General features: G+C 39.9%; 21 protein-coding genes. 5 read left to right on the top strand and 16 right to left on the bottom strand.

Translation table 11 applies throughout. The features are described 5' to 3' along the window. Positions 1-79 precede the first annotated feature (79 nt). The 8 genes from EW028_RS03155 to EW028_RS03120 form a co-directional block, all read right to left on the bottom strand. The gene (locus EW028_RS03155) at positions 80-1,855 is read right to left on the bottom strand and encodes a cation:proton antiporter (RefSeq protein WP_054550908.1); all 1,776 of its coding nucleotides are present in this window, start codon (positions 1,853-1,855) and stop codon (positions 80-82) included. A gap of 103 nt (positions 1,856-1,958) precedes the next feature. Further along, a complete protein-coding gene (locus EW028_RS03150) occupies positions 1,959-2,174 on the bottom strand; it encodes a hypothetical protein (RefSeq protein ID WP_048390387.1) in 216 nt (71 codons plus the stop codon). Positions 2,175-2,281: 107 nt separating this feature from the next. Then, the gene (locus EW028_RS03145; RefSeq protein ID WP_004229062.1) at positions 2,282-2,503 is read right to left on the bottom strand and encodes a hypothetical protein; all 222 of its coding nucleotides are present in this window, start codon (positions 2,501-2,503) and stop codon (positions 2,282-2,284) included. 9 nt (positions 2,504-2,512) lie between these two features. Next, complete coding sequence (locus tag EW028_RS03140) at positions 2,513-3,583, bottom strand: LolA family protein (RefSeq protein ID WP_131519863.1); 1,071 nt, start codon at positions 3,581-3,583, stop codon at positions 2,513-2,515. Beyond that, positions 3,583-5,031 carry a HAMP domain-containing sensor histidine kinase gene (locus EW028_RS03135; RefSeq protein ID WP_054550907.1) on the bottom strand — a complete coding sequence of 483 codons (1,449 nt, stop codon included), beginning with the start codon at positions 5,029-5,031 and terminating at the stop codon, positions 3,583-3,585. Before EW028_RS03135 ends, EW028_RS03140 begins: the two co-directional genes overlap by 1 nt. Beyond that, a complete protein-coding gene (locus tag EW028_RS03130) occupies positions 5,028-5,726 on the bottom strand; it encodes a response regulator transcription factor (protein WP_054550906.1) in 699 nt (232 codons plus the stop codon). Before EW028_RS03130 ends, EW028_RS03135 begins: the two co-directional genes overlap by 4 nt. 346 nt (positions 5,727-6,072) lie before the next feature. Beyond that, positions 6,073-7,089: an inorganic phosphate transporter gene (locus EW028_RS03125; RefSeq protein WP_004229076.1), complete on the bottom strand. Its 1,017-nt coding sequence runs from the start codon at positions 7,087-7,089 to the stop codon at positions 6,073-6,075. Between the two features lie 15 nt (positions 7,090-7,104). Continuing rightward, positions 7,105-7,725 (bottom strand): DUF47 domain-containing protein, encoded by a 621-nt coding sequence (locus EW028_RS03120; protein ID WP_004229078.1) that lies wholly within the window; start codon positions 7,723-7,725, stop codon positions 7,105-7,107. Between the two features lie 390 nt (positions 7,726-8,115). On the opposite strand from EW028_RS03120, the gene EW028_RS03115 reads away from it, so the two are divergent. The 3 genes from EW028_RS03115 to EW028_RS03105 all read left to right on the top strand — a co-directional run bounded on the left by EW028_RS03115 (position 8,116) and on the right by EW028_RS03105 (position 11,384). After that, entirely contained in the window at positions 8,116-8,880 is a 765-nt protein-coding gene (locus EW028_RS03115; protein ID WP_066037452.1) for a sulfite exporter TauE/SafE family protein, read from the top strand. Positions 8,881-8,981: 101 nt separating this feature from the next. Then, entirely contained in the window at positions 8,982-10,358 is a 1,377-nt protein-coding gene (nhaC, locus tag EW028_RS03110; RefSeq protein ID WP_131519862.1) for a Na+/H+ antiporter NhaC, read from the top strand. 261 nt (positions 10,359-10,619) lie between these two features. Beyond that, positions 10,620-11,384, top strand: coding sequence for a class I SAM-dependent methyltransferase (locus EW028_RS03105; RefSeq protein ID WP_131519861.1), 765 nt, complete (start codon positions 10,620-10,622; stop codon positions 11,382-11,384). 44 nt (positions 11,385-11,428) lie between these two features. Here EW028_RS03105 and EW028_RS03100 read toward each other — a convergent pair whose 3' ends face one another. The 3 genes from EW028_RS03100 to EW028_RS03090 form a co-directional block, all read right to left on the bottom strand. Next, entirely contained in the window at positions 11,429-11,749 is a 321-nt protein-coding gene (locus EW028_RS03100) for a YnfA family protein (protein WP_004229297.1), read from the bottom strand. Positions 11,750-11,790: 41 nt separating this feature from the next. Then, positions 11,791-12,525, bottom strand: coding sequence for an urease accessory protein UreH domain-containing protein (locus tag EW028_RS03095; protein ID WP_131519860.1), 735 nt, complete (start codon positions 12,523-12,525; stop codon positions 11,791-11,793). Positions 12,526-12,601: 76 nt separating this feature from the next. Continuing rightward, a complete protein-coding gene (locus EW028_RS03090; RefSeq protein WP_131519859.1) occupies positions 12,602-13,456 on the bottom strand; it encodes a LysR family transcriptional regulator in 855 nt (284 codons plus the stop codon). A gap of 111 nt (positions 13,457-13,567) precedes the next feature. Between EW028_RS03090 and EW028_RS03085 the strand changes: the two genes are divergently transcribed. Continuing rightward, complete coding sequence (locus EW028_RS03085) at positions 13,568-14,335, top strand: sporulation protein (protein ID WP_054550900.1); 768 nt, start codon at positions 13,568-13,570, stop codon at positions 14,333-14,335. 70 nt (positions 14,336-14,405) lie between these two features. After that, positions 14,406-15,071, top strand: a complete 666-nt coding sequence (locus tag EW028_RS03080) for an HAD family hydrolase (RefSeq protein WP_131519858.1) — start codon at positions 14,406-14,408, stop codon at positions 15,069-15,071. A gap of 44 nt (positions 15,072-15,115) precedes the next feature. Here EW028_RS03080 and ptsP read toward each other — a convergent pair whose 3' ends face one another. The 5 genes from ptsP to nagA form a co-directional block, all read right to left on the bottom strand. Further along, positions 15,116-16,828, bottom strand: a complete 1,713-nt coding sequence (gene ptsP, locus EW028_RS03075) for a phosphoenolpyruvate--protein phosphotransferase (RefSeq protein WP_131519857.1) — start codon at positions 16,826-16,828, stop codon at positions 15,116-15,118. After that, positions 16,825-17,091, bottom strand: a complete 267-nt coding sequence (locus EW028_RS03070) for an HPr family phosphocarrier protein (RefSeq protein ID WP_004229305.1) — start codon at positions 17,089-17,091, stop codon at positions 16,825-16,827. Before EW028_RS03070 ends, ptsP begins: the two co-directional genes overlap by 4 nt. Continuing rightward, positions 17,088-17,792, bottom strand: coding sequence for a glucosamine-6-phosphate deaminase (locus EW028_RS03065; RefSeq protein WP_131519856.1), 705 nt, complete (start codon positions 17,790-17,792; stop codon positions 17,088-17,090). The genes EW028_RS03070 and EW028_RS03065 overlap by 4 nt, the downstream gene beginning before the upstream one ends. A 20-nt stretch (positions 17,793-17,812) precedes the next feature. Beyond that, the gene (locus tag EW028_RS03060; protein WP_066037443.1) at positions 17,813-18,523 is read right to left on the bottom strand and encodes a sugar isomerase domain-containing protein; all 711 of its coding nucleotides are present in this window, start codon (positions 18,521-18,523) and stop codon (positions 17,813-17,815) included. 66 nt (positions 18,524-18,589) lie between these two features. Next, positions 18,590-19,750 carry an N-acetylglucosamine-6-phosphate deacetylase gene (nagA, locus tag EW028_RS03055; RefSeq protein ID WP_131519855.1) on the bottom strand — a complete coding sequence of 387 codons (1,161 nt, stop codon included), beginning with the start codon at positions 19,748-19,750 and terminating at the stop codon, positions 18,590-18,592. Positions 19,751-19,786: the final 36 nt, after the last annotated feature.

Below are 19,786 nucleotides of genomic sequence, written 5' to 3'. Positions count from 1 at the left end.
GCATGGTCATTTTCAGTCAACTAGTCTCCTTTCTCTTGCATCAAAAAACCAGCCGCCCTGCACAAACAGGTGGCTGGTTTTAGCGAATTAAACTAATAATAGTATGTGGTTCATGTTTTATATCGTCATATTTATTGACCATATCCAACACGATAGCTCCATCCTGTGTTATAGCATACACCCAGACGGCATGAGGATTTTGTTCTACATAATCCTTCCATGTAAATACTTCTGTAATTTTCGTTTGACGAAGTTGTGCACCTTGCTCTATCAGTTCATTGAGCTGATGAATATCATGCTGTGCATCGACAAGAAGCTGTCCCCCGTACTTCCGTGAGTAATTTTTAGGGTCTGTAGAATGTAAAGCCGTTTGAAAAATATTGAGACGCCCTAATTCTGGAACAAAGTCTGCACAAACAAGGACATTATAGGCGTCCTGCTTTGTTGCTACAATTAGTTGATCATATGGGGTTAAATCAACATAAAACTCAGTATGCTCGCTTAAAATATCACCTGTTTCCGTCTTAATACCATTTTGTCGAGCAGCAGATAAATCTTCCCATGCACGATCCATCATCAACACATCAATTCCGTTATTTTGCAGGGACGTTGCAAGCTGTGTTGTAAATGGAGAAGCGCCTACAATCACAATACCTTTCCCAGTGGAAGCTTGTAGATCTAATTTTTTCGCAAGCCAGCCAATGCTAAAGCCATGGGCAACCACTGTCGCAAAAACAAGTGCTAATGTGAGCGCTGTTAATAATTGTGCACTTTGAAAACCTACGTCTTGTAGTGCCGTTGTAAAGTAACCTGAAACGGTTAATGCTACAATCCCTCTCGGTGCAATCCACCCAATTAAGGCCCGTTCTTCCAATGTTAAGCCCGTATTAATGGTTGCAATCCAAATTGATAACGGTCGAACAATAAACATCATTGCTAGCACGAATAGTAGCATACGCCAATCAACGATTTGCCATAACGTATCGATGGTTAAAGACGACGTCAGCATAATAAAGACACTTGAAATTAAAATAACCGAAATATTTTCTTTAAAATGCAACAGCTCATGATGGCTTGTTAAATGCATATTTGCCATCACAAGCCCCATCACTGTCACAGCCAGTAAGCCCGTCTCGTGCATGATGGCATCGCTTAGGGCAAAAACAAGTAAAATAGTAGCAAGTAACAAAGGTGATTTCAAAAACTCTGGAATTAAACCACGCTCCAAGCATTGCCCCATTACATAACCGACGACCCCTCCTAACAGGGCGGCTAAAAAGGCGGAAACAAAGAAAACGGTAAGAGATGTCCCACCTTCTAAATGATATATACCCAAAACGACCTGATACGCAAATAGCGCTAACAATGCGCCAAAAGGATCTACAACGATGCCTTCCCACTTTAAGATAGCTGCTGGTCGCTCCTTCAATTTTGCTTGTCTCAATAAAGGCAAAATAACGGTTGGACCTGTCACAATAAATAATCCACCAATGACAAAAGAGACTGGCCATGATAGCCCTGCAACAAAATGCGCGGCAGTAGAGCCTGCAATCCAAGCGATGGCTGCCCCTACTGTGGAAATACGCAATATGGACTTCTTAAAGCCACGTATTTCTCGAAAATCAAGGCTTAAACTTCCTTCAAATAATATAACGGCAACTGCCAGAGAAATAATGGTATGAAAAATAGGGCCAAATGTCTCTTTAGGAGACACTAACCCTGTAAATGGACCAATAATTAGCCCAGCGATACTCATAATGACAATGGCAGGCATGCGAAAACGCCATGCTAACCACTGTGAAAACAAACCGATAAAAATAATAAAAGGTAACTGAAATAGTAAATTGTCAAACATATGTACCACCTACAATATCCTAGGATGAATGTATATTCCCTCATTTTAGAAGGACTAAACCTGTTACCTTACATTATGTACGTATTGTGCCAAAATTATCACTTTACCTCATCATGACCATAAACGTAATCACATTATAAAGCGCTGGTGCAACCAAAGCGAAAGCTAAACATACCACTGCAGCCCATTTTGTGTTCTTAATACCACGATCATCACCTGTCTTTAGATGATGAAAATAAGTTAATGTGAAATAAAAGCATAAAATCATAAACAAGGGGAAAATGAGTTGTTGAGCAAAGCCATGTAGAAATGTAGCCACTGAAGAAACCTCCTATTATATCCTCTTTATATAAATATTGTAATATACTAATTCTATTTCTACCATAAAAAAGCAGGATCCTCCACTCTGATCCTGCTCCTAATTATTTAGATGAATCTTTTTAACAATGATTCATATAGACCCACCATTAACAATCCAATTAATATTGGAATGAGGGATGTAAAACTGAAATAAAAGCCTACATCCTGATATTGTCCCGTAAAGTGAAATTGTAGCCAAGACACCTCATATGTTTCTCCTACCCCATATAAGAAAATAGTGGTAAATAAAAATAATGCCAGACATTTTAGTCCTTGCGCTTTTTTCATAGTATCACCTCATTGTACAACGGTCATTTGTTGCGCATAGCTTAAAAGATCCTCAACTGTTAATTCTGGATTTTGCCCAACCATACTATATTGGTAGCCGTTTTCTTGCCAAGCAAGGGAACGGAAATTTTCACCATCCATAACAGTGCCTTTTTGTCCTCGAATATCTATTTCTTTTTCATTTAAAATGGGACCAATATCTGCAACACTAGCATCTGCTTTAAAAATCGTGACAAAAAAGGCTAGCTCTCCATCTAAAACATAATCGAAAGAGTATTCTGGTCGTTCCTCTATCCCTTTAACCATGGATATGTTGTCTAACGTTAGACCATTTACTTCTGGTACTAATAAAAACTTTTCAAGCTGCTGCTTTACGTCGTCCAATGAAACGGATTCAGAAGTATCCTGTCCGCTAATTTCCTGAATCGTTACATCCTTTGGTAGATCTAGTGTAAATTGTTGAGCATCTATTTTTTCACCAAAATTAATCTTAGAATATTCAGTGAGCATATGAGTCCCTGCACTATCTGTCTTCATTTTTAATGTCAGCCAAGTCTTTTTATCAATCCAAGCTTCAATATCGCCGAATAACGATTCCGTATTCTTCGTTTTTGCGACGATTTTATAGGTATCTCTACCTGCAACCTTCTCTTCTCCTGCTATCTTAATATCATGCGTATCTTTAACCATATTAAAAATAAGCTGTACCTGATCTTTAGGTGATTGCAAGCTGTCTAATTCGGGTTGTGAATAATCCATTGTGTAGGCTGTTTTTTCAGTGACATCATAGCTAATCACTTTAGCATCATTTTTGACTGTGATAACATGTTCACCATTATCGCCTGTCATTTCTATCCGTCTATTGCTATCCTTTACCCATTCCTTCACTTGAGCTTTACCACCTAGCTCTCCCATATCTAACGTATATTCGCCATAATAAGTGAGTGGCTCTTTCGATTCTTGAAGGGCTTGGTCGATAATTTCCTGAGGTGTATAAGTTGCCTCTGAATTACAGCCCACCAAGCTAAATGTCATAACAGCAATTAAGCCTGCTGCTCGGCAAGATCTTTTCCAATTCATCATTCATTTACTCCTTTATAAGGTGGTAGCCAGCAAATTACCGCTGTTCCAATGTTCTCTCTAGAAAGCAGTTCGACAGTACCCCCATGTTTTTCAATAATTTGTTTTGTAATATTTAAGCCTAGTCCTGTTCCTCGTTCACCAGCCTTTGATCTCGCATAATCTGCTTGATACATTGGCTCGAATAATTTAACAATGTCCTGTTGTGGTATGCCTCTTCCGTGATTTTGCACAATTATATACATACCTTCTTGCTTGTTTAAAGCAGACTTCAAGAAATCAAAGCCCCATTCGGGATCATTTCCAGCATTGACTGCCGCTAAGCCTATTGTTGTCCCCTTTTCCCCATAACGCCAGGCGTTGCTCAATAAATTATCAATGACACGCTGAAGTTGTTTAGGATGCACAGCATAGAGTCCATCCACGGCACAGAAGACTTTTAATGTAAATCCTTCTTCCTCACATAACGGTTCATAGTCAGACAAGGCCATGTCAAAAAATTCTTCTCCATCCACAGCAATGAGCTCTAATGTATAGTTCGTTGATTGAAGTAAGGTAAACATCATTAAATCCTCTAGCATATGCTTCATCCGATCTGCCTTCGTAACGATGACCTGCTGATATTCTGCCACCTGCTGTTCTGATAAGCCTTTATTTTGTAAAGATTCCGCATAGGCTTGGATGGCTGTAAGGGGTGTTTTCAAATCATGGGAAATACTTGCAATCATCATTTCTTTTTGCTGTTGTTCCGCTTTTAAGGAAGCCCGAGTCTTTTCAATTTCAACCTGCATCGCCTCAAATGTTTTGGCGAGTGCCCCAATCTCATCTTTTCTTACGCTTAGAGTTGATTTAACATGCTGACCTTTCGCAAAATGACGCATGTGCTGCATCAGTTCACCTAATGGCCGATTCAGTTTCCGATGAAGCAACAAGATGACAGTTAAATAAATGATAAGAAACAACAGGATCGTGCTTGCGATGACAAGCCATGAACGCTTTTCTACACCCTTTACCCAATCTGTTCGTATTAATTGAATTTCATAGATGCCAAGCAAATCACCTTTTAGATATACAGGCTCCTTGTATGTAAAGGCGTTGTATGCTTGCTGTAAATCATATAAACCATTTAACATACGCTCTTTCCCTACATAGCCCGTTAGCAAAGGGTTGGAGGAATATAAAACATAGCCAGATTTCGTATAGAGGGTAATCGCCAGCTTCTCATTGGTAAGTTCCTCTATCTCCTCAAAATCGGCATTTTTTTGATAAAGCACTGGATTGTCAACGACATCTTTTACCTGATTTAGCTCTGTCCACTTGTCAAAGTACTCCGCCACATTTTTATCTTGGTAATAAGCATTAATCCACACATAAAGGCTATAAGCTCCTACTATGGGTATGACCATTACAATAAAAAACATAATTAGTAACCACGCTTTTATTTTCATAATGGTTCACCAATAAAACGGTAGCCCTTACCCCACACAGTTTGAATGAAATTTGGGTTTTTCACAGAATCCTTGAGCTTTTCGCGCAATGCCTTGATATGCACTGTGACAGTATGAGTGTCCTCTAACGTTGCTTGCTGCCAAATATGCTGATACAGTTCTTCTTTTGTAAAGGTTTGACTCGGATTTTTAGCTAGCAGCCTAACAAGGGCAAACTCCTTTTGAGTTAATGCAATTTCTTGCTGATAAACACATACTATTTGTCGTTGCCAATCTATTGTTAAACCATTCGCATAGGCAGTATGCTCTTCTATCACGTCTTGTTTGTGGTAGCGTCGCCAGCGTCTAAGATGAGAGGCAACTCGTGCCTTTAATTCTTCTAAGCTAAATGGTTTAGCGATATAATCGTCTGCCCCCTGCAAGCCCTCCACCTTATCCGCATCTTCCTTGCGGGCACTCATCATTAGGATTGGCACATCACTCTCCCAACGGATATTTTGACAAACCGTTAACCCATCCATTTCTGGCAGCATCCAATCCACTAGCACTAAATCGAAAGGTTGCGTTTGAAAATCTTCCAGTCCCTCAAGGCCCGTAGTAGCCCATGTCACACAATAGCCCTCCTGTTCTAGCGTATCCTTCACAATGCGCCCAATCGCTGTATCATCCTCAATCAGTAGTAATTTTTCCTTCATCATTTTCCTCCTGCATTCACCTTACTACGGAAAAAACGATTTTCTCCGAACTTTACACTTTCTTTATAATTACCTTAGAGCGTATCCGCACTTTATACAAGGGGAGGAGGCTACCGATTTCATCGAAGCAGTTTTCTTCCTGCCCGGGCTATCCGCCAATTTTGTGTGGCTATCCTTCACTTTGCCGTTCCTATCCACTACTTTAACCGGGCTATCCTTCAGCTTTGCCGGTTCTATCCACTACTTTAACCGGGCTATCCGCCACTTTGCCGGTTCTATCCGCTACATCCTTCATTTTTATCCATTTAAAAAAGGAATGCACTGTGATTGTGCATTCCTTAGCGAACTAGAAAAATAAACTTAGAATATAGTAAATCAATGCTGCCATGACAGCAGAGATTGGCATCGTGATGACCCATGTTGTAACGATTTTACGTGCCATCCCCCATTTAACGCCTTTAACACGGTGTGCTGTTCCGACACCCATGATGGATGAAGAAATTACATGTGTTGTAGAAACTGGTAAATGGATTAATGTGGCACCAAAGATAATCGATGCAGAAGCTAAGTCTGCTGCTACCCCATTTACTGGGCGGATTTTCATGATTTTACCGCCAACCGTTTTGATAATTTTATAGCCTCCGACAGATGTACCAAGACCCATCGCAGTTGCTGCAGCAAAACGTACCCAGAAAGGAATATCATCTCCTTGGTGTAGGCCGCCGGCGATTAGCGCCAAGGTAATAATACCCATTGCCTTCTGCGCATCATTTGTCCCGTGTGTAAAGGATTGTAAGGCTGCTGTCCCAATTTGCATTGTACGGAAGCCTTTATTCGTTCGATATAAATTCATATCTTTGAAGATGACTTTTAATAATGTCATCATCAGGAAACCAGCTGCGAACGCTAGTAATGGTGAAAAAATAAGTGCTTGAAGAATTTTAATAAACCCAGCATAGTTCAAAATATCAAATCCTGCTGCGGCAATAGCTGCCCCTGCAACAGAACCTATTAATGTATGAGAAGAACTTGATGGAATCCCAAAATACCATGTTAATAAATTCCATGTAATGGCAGATAATAAGGCTGCTAAAATCACAACAGAACCTGTAATATCGCCATCATAGGCATTTAAAGAAAATGGGTCCACAATATCTTTTGTTAGGGCTTTGGCTACCCCAACGAATGTAATCGCTCCGACGAAGTTCATTACTGCTGCCATATAAACCGCAGTACGTGGCTTTAAGGCACGGGTCGATACAGAGGTAGCAATCGCATTGGCTGTATCATGGAAGCCGTTAATAAAGTCGAACACAAGTGCGAAAATAACGACTAATATGGTGATTAATAAGATCGTATCCATTTCGTACACTCCATCTTATGCATTACGCATAATTATTGTTTCAATTGTGTTTGCTACTGTTTGACAGCTGTCCGCAATGTCTTCAAATTGCTCATAAATATCCTTGAAAACAATCAAACGCATTGGGTCTTTTTCTTGGATGAATAATTGCTTCATCGAAGAACGGAAAATTTCATCACATTCACGTTCATTATCCTTAATTTGAATAGCATGTTTACGCATTTCCACAAGCTTTTTACTATTTAACAGTTCCATGGCTTGTACCATTTCATCCGTGCTTTTCGCAATATATGTGAGGAATTGACGCATTGGCTCTGTTACTTCTGTTAGGTTGTACATATTGAAGTGCGCAATACAGCCTTCCATTCCATCAATCACATCATCTAATTTATTGGCTAATGCTAAAATATCTTCACGCTCAATTGGCGTCATAAAGGATTTATTCAGCATAACGATTAGCTCATGGATTAATTTATCGCCACTTGTTTCGTATTGCTTCATTGTATCTGCAATTTCTTTTAGCGCATCTATATCTTGAATACGGGCATTATGAGCATAATAGATACCCTCATTCACGTTTTTCGCGATTTTTAATAGTGACTGAAAAAATGGATCTTGCTTATTTGAGTTGAACATCCTGTTCCTCCTGTTGAAAAAATATTGTCAATTTCTGAACCATCATAACAAAACATTTACACAATTCTACAAAATTTTAAACACTAAGATGTTGATTTTACAAAACTGTAATATAAAATTTGCCACATTTATTTTTAAGCTATTTCGCAAGTTGTAAACGTTGGAAATCAAATATTAAAAATCACTATTTTTTCTTTAAAAATGACCATTTTTTCTTTTATTTTTATAAAAATACTTGAAATAAACTTTTTTCTGCTTATTTGTTTGTCTTGTGAAATGTTAAGGAATTGTAAACGAAATTTACATGAAAATGCTGGAATTTCATTGTTATTTTTTGACTTCCGCAGTACGCTATGTTAAAACGCAATGAGGAAAGATGGGAGCATATTTATGGATATTGATTTACTTTCACTCACAATATTATTACTACTTGCTTTTATCGCATCTTTTTTAAATGCGATTGTTGGAGGTGGTGGGCTCATCTCCTTACCTGCATTAATGGCTGTTGGTTTACCTCCAAGTACAGCCATTGCCACAAATAAACTGGCCAATACCATTAGTAATGGTACAAGTATGCTAACTTTTTTACGTGCAGGTAAAGTTGATATCAAGAAAATCGGAAAAATCCTCCCCTTTATCTTTGTAGGGTCTTTACTCGGTGCCTTTACTGTCCATCTTGTGTCCCCTGCTATTTTAAAACCACTTATGCTTGTTATGCTCGTCCTTGTAGCTGCTTATACAATGTTTAAAAAAGATTGGGGACAGCAATATCAAGAGCGTGTACTTAGTACAGCCAAACATTTAGCCTATATAGGTGCATTTGCGGCTATTGGTTTTTACGATGGCTTTTTTGGACCAGGTACGGGTTCATTTTTTATTTTTATTCTATTAATGATGGGTTATGATTTTCTCCAAGCTGCTGGTAATGCGAAAGCTTTTAATTTCACCTCAAATTTAGCGGCATTAATCATGTTTTTAGTTTTAGGAGAAGTTCATTTTCTCTATGGTTTTTCGATGGGCTTTGTCATGATCTTTGGGGCAATCCTTGGATCCAAATTTGCGCTGAAGCGTGGAACGAGCATGATGCGTGTCATCTTTATTGTCATGACATGTTTATTGATTTTGAAAAATGCCTGGGATTATTTCTTTCATTGAGACCGCCAATTTTCAGTCAATTGACAAAAAATATTAGCGTGCTATAATACTTTTGGGCTTCACCGCATTGAAGCGCAGAAGTATTTATTAGGAGGATTCACATGTTTCGAATAGAAGCAAAGAGTAACCCTCGATTTCTTGAGGCAAGCTTTATCACTATTTTAATTATCGCCATAATGGCTTATAGTATTGGCTATTTAAAGGCTACGCCGCATATCCCGATTTTTCTTGTGATTGCCCTTTTACTGGCTTATGGATTACTGAAAAAAGTACCCTTTCGCGATCTTGAGGGTGGTATGATTGCTGGTGCTAGCGCTGGACTTGGCGCCGTTTTTATTTTCTTTTTTATTGGCATTTTAATTTCCAGCTGGATTATGGGTGGAACGATCCCAACCCTTATCTATTATGGCTTTTTAACTGTGTCGCCAAACTTTTTCTTTGCTATCGTGTTTTTAATTTGTAGTATCGTTGGTATTTCAATTGGAAGCTCTCTGACAACTGTAGCAACGGTTGGTGTAGCATTTATGGGCATTGCCGGAGCTATGGATATCTCGCTAACCATTACAGCTGGAGCGATTGTTTCTGGGGCCTTCTTTGGTGATAAAATGTCTCCATTATCCGATACAACCAATCTTGCTTCTGGTACAGTTGGTGTAGACCTTTTTGAGCATATTAAAAATATGGGCTGGACAACCATCCCTGCTTTTCTTATCTCCTTTGTGCTCTATGCTATTATCTCCCCAACAGGAGCTGCTACATCCTTTGAGACAGTGGAGCAATTTAAAGGGGGTTTACTGTCTACAGGACTTATTCATTGGTATACATTATTGCCAATTGTTGTTCTCGTAATCATGACTTTTTACAAGGCACCTGCAGTCATTACATTGGCTGTTGTGTCCATTATTGGAGTAGGTCTTGGCTCTTTACTTGACCCAGTTCCCGCTTCAGATGTCTTCAAAATTCTGTTTGATGGCTATGTCTCTCAAACTGGTAATAAAGAGGTAGATGCCTTGCTCACTCGTGGTGGGATGAATAGTATGCTATTTACAATCGCGCTTGTCTTACTTGCCTTAACAATGGGTGGCCTTTTATTCACACTAGGCATTATTCAAAGCATTTTAGCGAAGGTCGAAAGCTTATTTAAAAGTGCTGGTTCTGTTATTACAGGCGCTGCCATCACCGGCATCGGTGTTAATACATTGATCGGTGAACAGTACTTATCCATTCTATTAACTGGTGAGGCCTTTAAGGCACAATTTGCAAAGGTTGGGCTTGCACCAAAAAACCTTTCACGCGTCATGGAGGATGCAGGTACGGTTGTCAACCCTCTTGTGCCTTGGAGTGTTTGTGGTATTTTTATCGCAAGTGTTCTAGGTATTTCCACACTGGATTACCTACCATTCACCTTCTTCTGTTTACTTGGACCAATTCTTACGATCTTGTTTGGCTGGAGTGGCAAAACATTAACAAAGCTTTAACCATAGCAAAAGGTAGCTGAAAAAACACCAGCTACCTTTTTATTTTACTCAAAATTTTTATGGAAACACCATTTCTTACTACCTTGACTATGTGTTGTATAAAATAATTTTAATCCCTTATCGGATCGGAAATTTGATAGCGTGTAAAGCTAGCTGTTGGAGAGAAAGCTATCATTCCAATTTGGAATCAAAATTCATGATTTTTCGCATTTCTGTTGGATGACCTCCTTTGCTATGCTCTACTAAAGGAGATGAAATAGGATGACAACAAAAACAAAATGGAATGCTCATTTATATGATGAAAAGCATGATTTCGTGTCAAAATTGGGTACAAGCTTAGTCGATCTACTAGCGCCGCAAAAAAATGAACATATTTTAGATGTGGGTTGTGGTACAGGAGATTTGGCTAATGACATATCAGCACTTGGAGCTTCTGTGCTCGGAGTAGATGCGTCGGCTACAATGATTTTAGCTGCTCAGCAAAAATATCCTGCCATTAACTTTCAAACGATGGAAGCTACAGCGATGCACTTTTCTCAGCAATTTGATGCCGTTTTCTCCAATGCCGCACTTCATTGGATGAAGGAACCTGATGTAGTTATTGAAAATGTCTATGGTGCACTGAAGAACGGTGGACGCTTTGTTGCTGAAATGGGTGGACAAGGCAATATTGCATCTATCATTTGGGCTCTGCAAAAAAGTATGGAAACTTTACAATTTCCCTATATCGACCACTATTTCCCTTGGTATTTTCCAAGCGTCGAGGAATATCAATCAAAATTAGAAAAGGCAGGCTTTCAGGTCGAGAATATCACACTCTATAAACGCCCTACACCACTTCAAGGGCAGGATGGGCTTCGCAACTGGTTGGTCATGTTTAGTGAAAATCTTCTACAGCACTTAAAGGCTGATGAGAAAGAGCAGGTTTATGCGACATGTGAGGAATTATTAAAGCCAACTTGTTTCCAACAGAATGAATGGGTCATTGATTATTATCGTCTGCGCTTTATTGCTCGTAAAAAATAGATTACAAAAGGTTACTATTCTGTTGTAGTAACCTTTTTTCAATGCTAAGAGCGAGGCAGCAATATTACAATGACGCCTATTAAGCATATCCCTGCGCCAATAAAGTCTAAATGATCGGGCTTTTTGCCATCAATGCCCCACCCCCATAAAATAGATAACACGATGAATACCCCACCATAGGCTGCATAAACTCTGCCAAAGGTAGGGAAGGACTGGAATGTTGCAACAACACCGTACAGAGCAAGTGCAATACCGCCAATAATGCCCCAATAAAATGGTTTACCCTCTCGTAACCAAAGCCAAATTAAATAGCCCCCACCTATTTCACCAATTCCTGCAAGAATAAATAATAATATAGCGATCATACTGTATCTCTCTTTCTCATTTTCACTCTATTATACATGTCTTACATACTCCAATATGTAATGGTGTCCGTTATTCCGATTAAAATTAATAGGATACCTGCTGTTAGTTGAATAGCTCTTCCCATCTTCATGCTTTTTCGTAGGATAATACGCTTGGCATCAAAGACATAGATCAACAGAAGCATGATGATGAGCGGTACAGCGGTCGCTACGCCAAAAATACTAGGTAGAAGCAACCCATAGGAAGTGCTTGCCACAAGGGGCATTAACCATACAAAAAATAGAACAAACATAGTGGGACAAAAGGCAATAGAAAAACTAGCGCCCATTAAGAACGAGCCAAATTTCCCCTCTTTTACTACAGGCGGCAGCAGCGATGTTAAACGTTGTAGAAAGGTTAATTTGAATAAACCGATTAGCACCAGCCCTGTTAGCAGCATCATCGGCCCAATAGCCTGACGAAAGATTGGAAAATAAACGGTCATCTTTGTTTCAAATGATTGCCCAAAAAGCCAAGCACAAAAGCCAAGCACACTAAAAACAAACACTTTCCCCACTATAAAAAACATAATTTCTTGCCAATTACTGCTCTTTTGAAGTGTTCGATTGCCGTAAAATGTAATGGCACTCATATTACCTGTTAACTGACATGGAGCAAAGGCGCCTATCAAGCCAAGAAGAATGGCCATCATCAGTGCAGAATGCTCATAGCCCTGTACAAATTGCGTAAGCGGTTCACTAATAAACTGACTAATGGTGGACAATATACTATACATCTAAACACCCTCTATCTATTATTTATACTAAAATAGTATAAAGGAACATTATGAATAAACAGTGCAGAAAACGGCTTTACCCATACACGCTATTACACGCTACTAAAAAATCATCATAATCAGCCGAGACATACTTTGTAAGCAAGTAAGTATCCGATACAATATGAGAAAATTCTTTTACTGAATAGCTATGTAGAAGATTTTGCTGACAATCTGGTTCAATTACACTCTTAGGCAGCAAGGCAATACCAAGACCATGCTTGACGAAATGCTTGATTACCTCTGTTTGATTAATATGCATTGTTTGATGGCTAGTAAATTGCTGTAGCACCTGTTGTACTTCCTGCCAATAGGGCGCATATTCATGTGTGAAAAGCGTTTCCTGCTGTAAAAGGGTGAAAGCATCATATTCCTTTTTAGCAATAGGAGCAATTAAATGCAATGGTTCTTGTGCGAGCATCACTGTGTGAAGCTCACGAGTTGAGGTTAATTTGGATAAGCCAATATCGATTACATCAGTAAATACCGCTTCCCCAATTTCATTGGATTTTAAAAGTTCTATCACTACCTGAGTAGAGGGCTTTCGATGCTGGAATGCTGTGATAATAGCTGGTAATGTTGAATTCGCTATTTGCGGAGCAACGCCAATCGTAAGCTTAGCGGTGTAGCCTTTTACGAAGGAATCCATTTGTTGTAGCCCTTCATCTAAAGCGGACAGGATTTTTTGTGCCTGCAGACGAAAATAAGCACCCTGCTGATTTAACGTCACCTGTTTGCTCTGTCGATCAAATAATGGGGTTTGCAATGCCATTTCTAAATGCTGGATATGCTTCGTTACAGTCGATTGTGTAATAAATCGTTTTTCAGCTGTTTCTCGAAAGTTTTCAGTTTGTGCTGCCACTATAAATGTGCGTAGCCACTCTGTCTCCATCGCCATCCCTCTTTCGTTTTCAACTAGTATAACGAAAAATTTGTAAGTCTTGAAACCTTTTTTCAACATAAGCGTATGTATAGCTAACGATGTCAGTAGGAGGAATGAAAGATGTCTTTTTTTCATAAAGCATTAGCAAGTATTGGTATAGGTTCAGCGACAGTGGATACAAGATTGGAGAAGGATACTTATCGTGCTGGAGAGGTCATGCAGGGTGAAATCATTGTGCGTGGCGGTCAAGTTGAGCAACAGGTCGACACGATTTACCTATCCGTCAATACGACCTATATCCGTGAGTCGAATGATCACAAACATACAGAGGTTGCCGCACTGCAGAAGGTCAAAGTAACAGAGCCTTTCACACTGGGCGCCGGCGAGGAAAAAATCTTCCCTATTTCATTAACATTGCCATTTGAAACACCGATTAGTGCAGGTAAAACACAGGTATGGATTCAAACTGGTCTTGATATTAAAAATGCGGTCGATCCGAGTGATAAGGATTATATTCGTGTCGAGCCAACAGCACTAGCAGGTCATATATTAGATGCGATTCGTGGATTAGGTTTCCGTTTACGTGAAGCTGAATGTGAACAAGCTCCTTCACGCTTCCGCGGCTACTATCCATTTGTCCAGGAATTTGAATTTGTACCCACTGGACAATATAGAGGCCATTTAGATGAGCTTGAATTAGTTTTCCTTTCTCAATCCAACCATTCTGCAGAGATTTTCATGCAAATTGATCGCAAAGTAAAAGGCATTGGTAGCTTTTTTGCTGAAGCATTAGATATGGATGAAAGCTATGTTCGCACAACGGTTACGATGCATGACCTACCGACACTACAAGCAAAGCTTCAGCAAATCATTTCAAAACATGCCTAATGAACTAAAAAGTAGTTGAAGCCTAACTTCAGCTACTTTTTTTATGATCAAATAGGAGGGCGAAAAAGATGTGATGAAAGCAGCATTATTTGATTTAGACGGAACATTATTAAATAGAGATGCATCTATCGAATTCTTCATTGAGCAGCAATATGAGCGATTAAAGTCGGTATTAGGTAGTATTTCAAAAGAACAGTATATAACTCGCTTTATCCAACTAGATAAGCGAGGCTACGTTTGGAAGGATTGCGTCTACCAGCAATTAGTAGAAGAATTTCATCTTGTTCATATTACGTGGGAAGAACTTCTTCAAGATTACCTAAACGAATTTAAATATAGCTGTGTCCCTTTTCCTAACCTTATCCCTATGCTAGAACAATTGAAAAGGGATCAGTTGGCTTTAGGCATGATTACGAATGGCTATGGGCATTTTCAGATGGACAATATAAAGGCATTAGCAATTGAACATTATTTTGATGTCATTTTAGTTTCGGAATGGGCAGGAATGAAAAAACCCGATCCTCAACTGTTTTTAAATGCCATCGAAAAGCTGAATGTCCTTCCTCATGAATGTGTTTTTATCGGCGACCATCCTGTGAATGATGTCAAAGGTGCTCAACATGTGGGAATGAAGGGCATTTGGAAAAAAGATAAACAATGGCAACATGTTCAAGCGGATGCCATCGTGGAGGATTTATTAGAAATACCGATATTCATTGACTCTTTCAGCCAATAATAAATAACCCATCTACTTGTTGGTAGATGGGTTTTTGTTTTATCCTATTTCACAGCTTGCTTTACTTTTTCCAGCACTTCTTCAGCTGTTGCTAGCTGTAATGCCTCTGTTGCTAAAGTCTGCATCTCTGGGACAGATAATTGCTTTAGCAAGGCCCTCGTTTTTAAAATTGACGTAGCACTCATAGAGAACTCATCTAAGCCTAAGCCTAGCAATAGTGGAACAGCATGTTCATCGCCAGCCATTTCTCCACACATTCCTACCCATTTCTGTTCTTGATGGGCAGCTTTAATGACCATTTGAATTAAACGTAATATGGCTGGGTTATATGGTTGATATAAATAGGAAACTTTTTCATTCATCCGATCTGCCGCCATTGTATATTGAATTAAATCATTTGTCCCGATGGAGAAGAAATCCACTTCTTTGGCAAAAATATCTGCCATTACGGCTGTCGAGGGAATTTCAACCATCATCCCGACCTCGATGGAAGAGCCTACTGCAATCCCTCCAGCTATCAGCTTTTCCTTTTCCTCAAGCAAAATGGCTTTAGCCGCACGGAATTCTTGAATGGTCGCTATCATGGGGAACATAATTTTTAAGTTTCCGTAGACAGATGCTCGCAGTAGTGCTCGCAATTGTGTGCGGAATAACTCCTGCTGGTCAAGACATAGACGAATGGCACGGTGACCAAGGAATGGATTCATTTCTTCTTGCAAAGGTAAATATGGCAGGTGCTTGTCGCCACCAATATCCAGTGTTCGAATAACAACTGGCTTGCCCTTCATTCCTTCCAAGACTGTTTTATACGCTGTAAATTGTTCTTCCTCAGAGGGTAAATTTTCTCTGCCCATATATAAAAACTCTGTTCGATATAAGCCAATTCCCTCTGCTCCATGACGCAATACACCATCCAAATCATTTGGCGATCCAATATTAGCCGCTAGCTCAACATGCACGCCATCTTTAGAAACGGTTTGCTCATTCACTAAAGTAGACCATTCCGCCTGCTGTACCCGATATTTTTGTGCCTTTTCCTGATAGTCTGCAATCACATCGGCACTTGGATTCACTAGGACTTGACCCGTCAAACCGTCAACAATTATAGTATCGCCATCCTGAATTGTTGTCGTAGCAACCCCTGCCCCTACGACTGCTGGGATTTCTAAGCTACGAGCCATGATGGCTGAATGGGATGTACGCCCACCAATATCGGTAATAAAACCGAGAACATAGTTGCGATCTAATTGGGCTGTCTCTGAAGGTGTCAAATCATTCGCTACGATAATTACCTGTTCGTTAATATTGCTTGGATTTGGAATATGTACTCCGAGTAAATGTGCTAATATGCGATTTGTCACATCCTTAATATCTGATGCACGGGCACTCATGTATTCGTCATCCATACCTTCAAATAATGCCACAAACATAGAGGTTACTTCATGCAATGCATACTCCGCATTTACCGCTTCGTCTGCAATTTTTTGATTGATAGGCCCAATTAATTCGGGATCATGAACCACTAATAAATGTGCCTCAAAAATTGCGGCTTCTTCTGCACTAAATTTTTCTAATGTTTGCTGTCGAATGACAATCAGTTCTTGCTCTGCTTTGGCAAGAGCGGCTGCTAAACGTTTCTGCTCTGCCTCGATATCATGAACAGTTGTTTTAGCGAATGTTAAATCTGGTTGGACGAAACGATATGCTTTCGCAATGGCAATGCCGTCTGAAGCGGCAATACCAGTGAGTCGTGTCATTGTGCAAGCCCCATTTCCGTGATGAGTGTCGTTAGTGCTGCTAATGCTTGCTCTTCGTCTTCCCCCTCTACAACAAGTGTAAATTGTGAACCTTGCTTTAAGGCTAATCCCATCACACCTAAGATTGATTTCAAGTTAGCTGCTTTTTCTTCTGTTCGTATTTCTATAGATGAAGCAAATGGTGTTGCTTTTGCCACAAGCTGGCTCGCTGGTCGTGCATGAATACCTAAAGGATCGACTACTGTAAATTGTTGTGTTTTCATAATTTATTCTCCTCTTCTTGTAAGTCTGTTAAAACCATTACATTTGGATGTTTCGATAAAGCAGTTGCAGGTACGTCTTCTGTATAATCAGATGCCAGTAAACGCTCTAACACCTCACGCTTAGCTTCTCCCACTGCGAGTAACAAAATGCATTTTGCCCGCATAATCGATTGAATACCCATCGTGTATGCCTGTGTCGGCACTTCGTCAATGGATGAAAAGTAACGCGCGTTAGCTTGACGAGTAGATTCTTCGAGTGTTACAAGATGTGTTAAAGAAGCAAATGACGTACCAGGCTCATTGAAGCCGATATGACCATTTTGACCGATACCAAGCAGTTGGAAATCTAAGGGATATTGTTGCAGTAATCCTTCATAGCGAGCTGTTTCCACTAAAGGATCTACTGCTAATCCATCTGGTAAATACGATGCTAAAAATGGTTTTTGGTTAAATAAATGTTTGTTCATATAATAGGCGTAGCTTTGCTGATGAGTTGCCTCAAGTCCAACATACTCATCCAAATTAAAGCTAATACAATGTGAAAAATCAATATCTGTTTTACAGATTTTAGCATATAGTGGTTCCATTGTTCCACCAGTAGCTAACCCGAACGTTGTGGCACCATTATTTTTGGCTTCAACGATGGTCGCTACTGCATGTGAATATAAATCATCCATTGAGGAAAATCTTTTTACTTTCACCACATATCCTCCTTTGTATCCTAGAAATGAATACGCTGACCATACTGATCAATGAGCGCATCGTTATTATTTTCCCCTAAATTACTGCTACCAAACACTGGTACACTAGCGCCCTGTGCATGCATAAGTTCAATGATTTGAGCGAATAAAGCATTTAATAAAGTCGCACCTAACACCGTTGATACAGGGGCATATTGCAATTGGTCAACGGTTAACACACCATCACCTAATGGCACATGCGTATTCAAAACTTCATCTACTACTTGCTCTAAACGCTTGCCTGACGGATGGCGCGACGGCTGGTGCTGATATTCCAGTGATTGGAGTGAAATAGTCAAAGCGCCCGCTTCCTTTGCATAGATAGCCATATCAATGGGCACTGGATTATTGGCAGAGGTTGAAATGATGATACAAACATCTTGGTCATCAAATTGCAGCTGATCCTTATAGGTGGCTAAAAAAGCCTGTTTTTTTTCATTTTGTGAGGATTGCCGTGCACCCTGATGTAGCATTAACGATTCTATGTGTATCGGTTTGACAGGCACTAAGCCACCTGCTCTATAGTAACATTCCTGTGCTAGTAGCATGGAATGACCAGAGCCAAAGAGCTGGATAATGCCTCCCTTTGTGAGACGTTTAACAATTTGCTTGGCAATATGCATAAGTTGGTTGCTTTCCTGCTGTGCCACCATTGTTAAATATCGATTTACTTGTTGAAAATAGGTATTCATGTTCTATCACCTTTTCATTTCCATCGTTTCATGCAAGATGTTTGTATACCTGCTGCATATTAGTAACTATTGTCCACTTGAATTTGCATCATATAAGACCTTGCCCGCCTTAATCGTTTGGTGGAGCTTTAATTGTTCATCTAAAATCACTGCATCCGCATCAAAGCCTTGTATAAGCTGACCCTTATTACCTAGCTTCAATTGTTCGGCAGCATTAAAGCTGGACATTTTGACAAGCTCCTCCAGCGTACAATTCGTAATGTGATGCATATTCCGTACAGCCTCATCCATTTTTAAAATACTGCCTGCTAACGATCCATTTGACAAATGGGCACCTGCTTCTGTCACATGAACTGTTTGACCGCCTAAATCATATGCTCCGTAGGGCATTCCCTTTGCGCGCATGGCATCTGTAATTAAAATAAGCCCGTCTGCTCCCTTTAAGCGATAGGCCATTTCCACAGCGCCTTCATGCATATGGATAAAATCAACAATCAGTTCTGCCTTAATCGCATCTAGCAGCAGGACACCGCCAACTACACCTGGATCTCGATGGTGGAATGGACGCATTTGGTTGTATAAGTGTGTCCCCTGTGTGGCACCTAATTGAGCCGCTTGTTGCATTTGCTCAAAGGTAGCATCCGAATGACCAATTGAAACAATGACACCGCTAGCAGAAATACTTTGCACAGCTGCCATGCCATTCGGTTCTTCTGGTGCTAGCGTAATTTGCTTAATTTTATGGCCACTTAGTTGCTGCCATTTTGTCCATATATCTAAATCTAGCTCGACAATATATTCAAGAGGCTGTGCCCCTGCTCGCTGCTTTGAAACAAATGGCCCTTCGATATGAATACCTAGTACCTCTGCTTCATCTGGCTGTGGCTGGAACTGTGCTACATTTTCAATAGCTCGTTCAATGTTGTCATAGCTTTGTGTCATCGTTGTAGCTAAAAAGCTTGTCGTTCCTTCTTTTAAAAGGGATTGAGCCATCGTATGAAGCCCTTCATCAGAAGCATCCATCGTATCCATTTGAGCGGATCCATGAATGTGCATATCAATAAATCCTGGCAATAAAAATTTCCCTGAACCATCAAGCTGTTCTACATCGTGGATATCAAGCTGAGGAGCAATTTGCGCAATTTTACCATCCTTCATCCATACATCTACCTGTTCATCTCGTCCATTGCCATTCACTACTGTGATATTTCGAATGAGTAAACTCAAGAAAAACATCTCCTTCTTGAACAAGGGCTGTCGAAA

The organism is Lysinibacillus sp. OL1 (assembly GCF_004332175.1).
In the GTDB taxonomy this organism is placed as follows: domain Bacteria; phylum Bacillota; class Bacilli; order Bacillales_A; family Planococcaceae; genus Lysinibacillus; species Lysinibacillus capsici.
The sequence above is the reverse complement of the archived record's forward strand: the minus strand, read 5'-3'. Positions and strand labels throughout refer to the sequence as shown.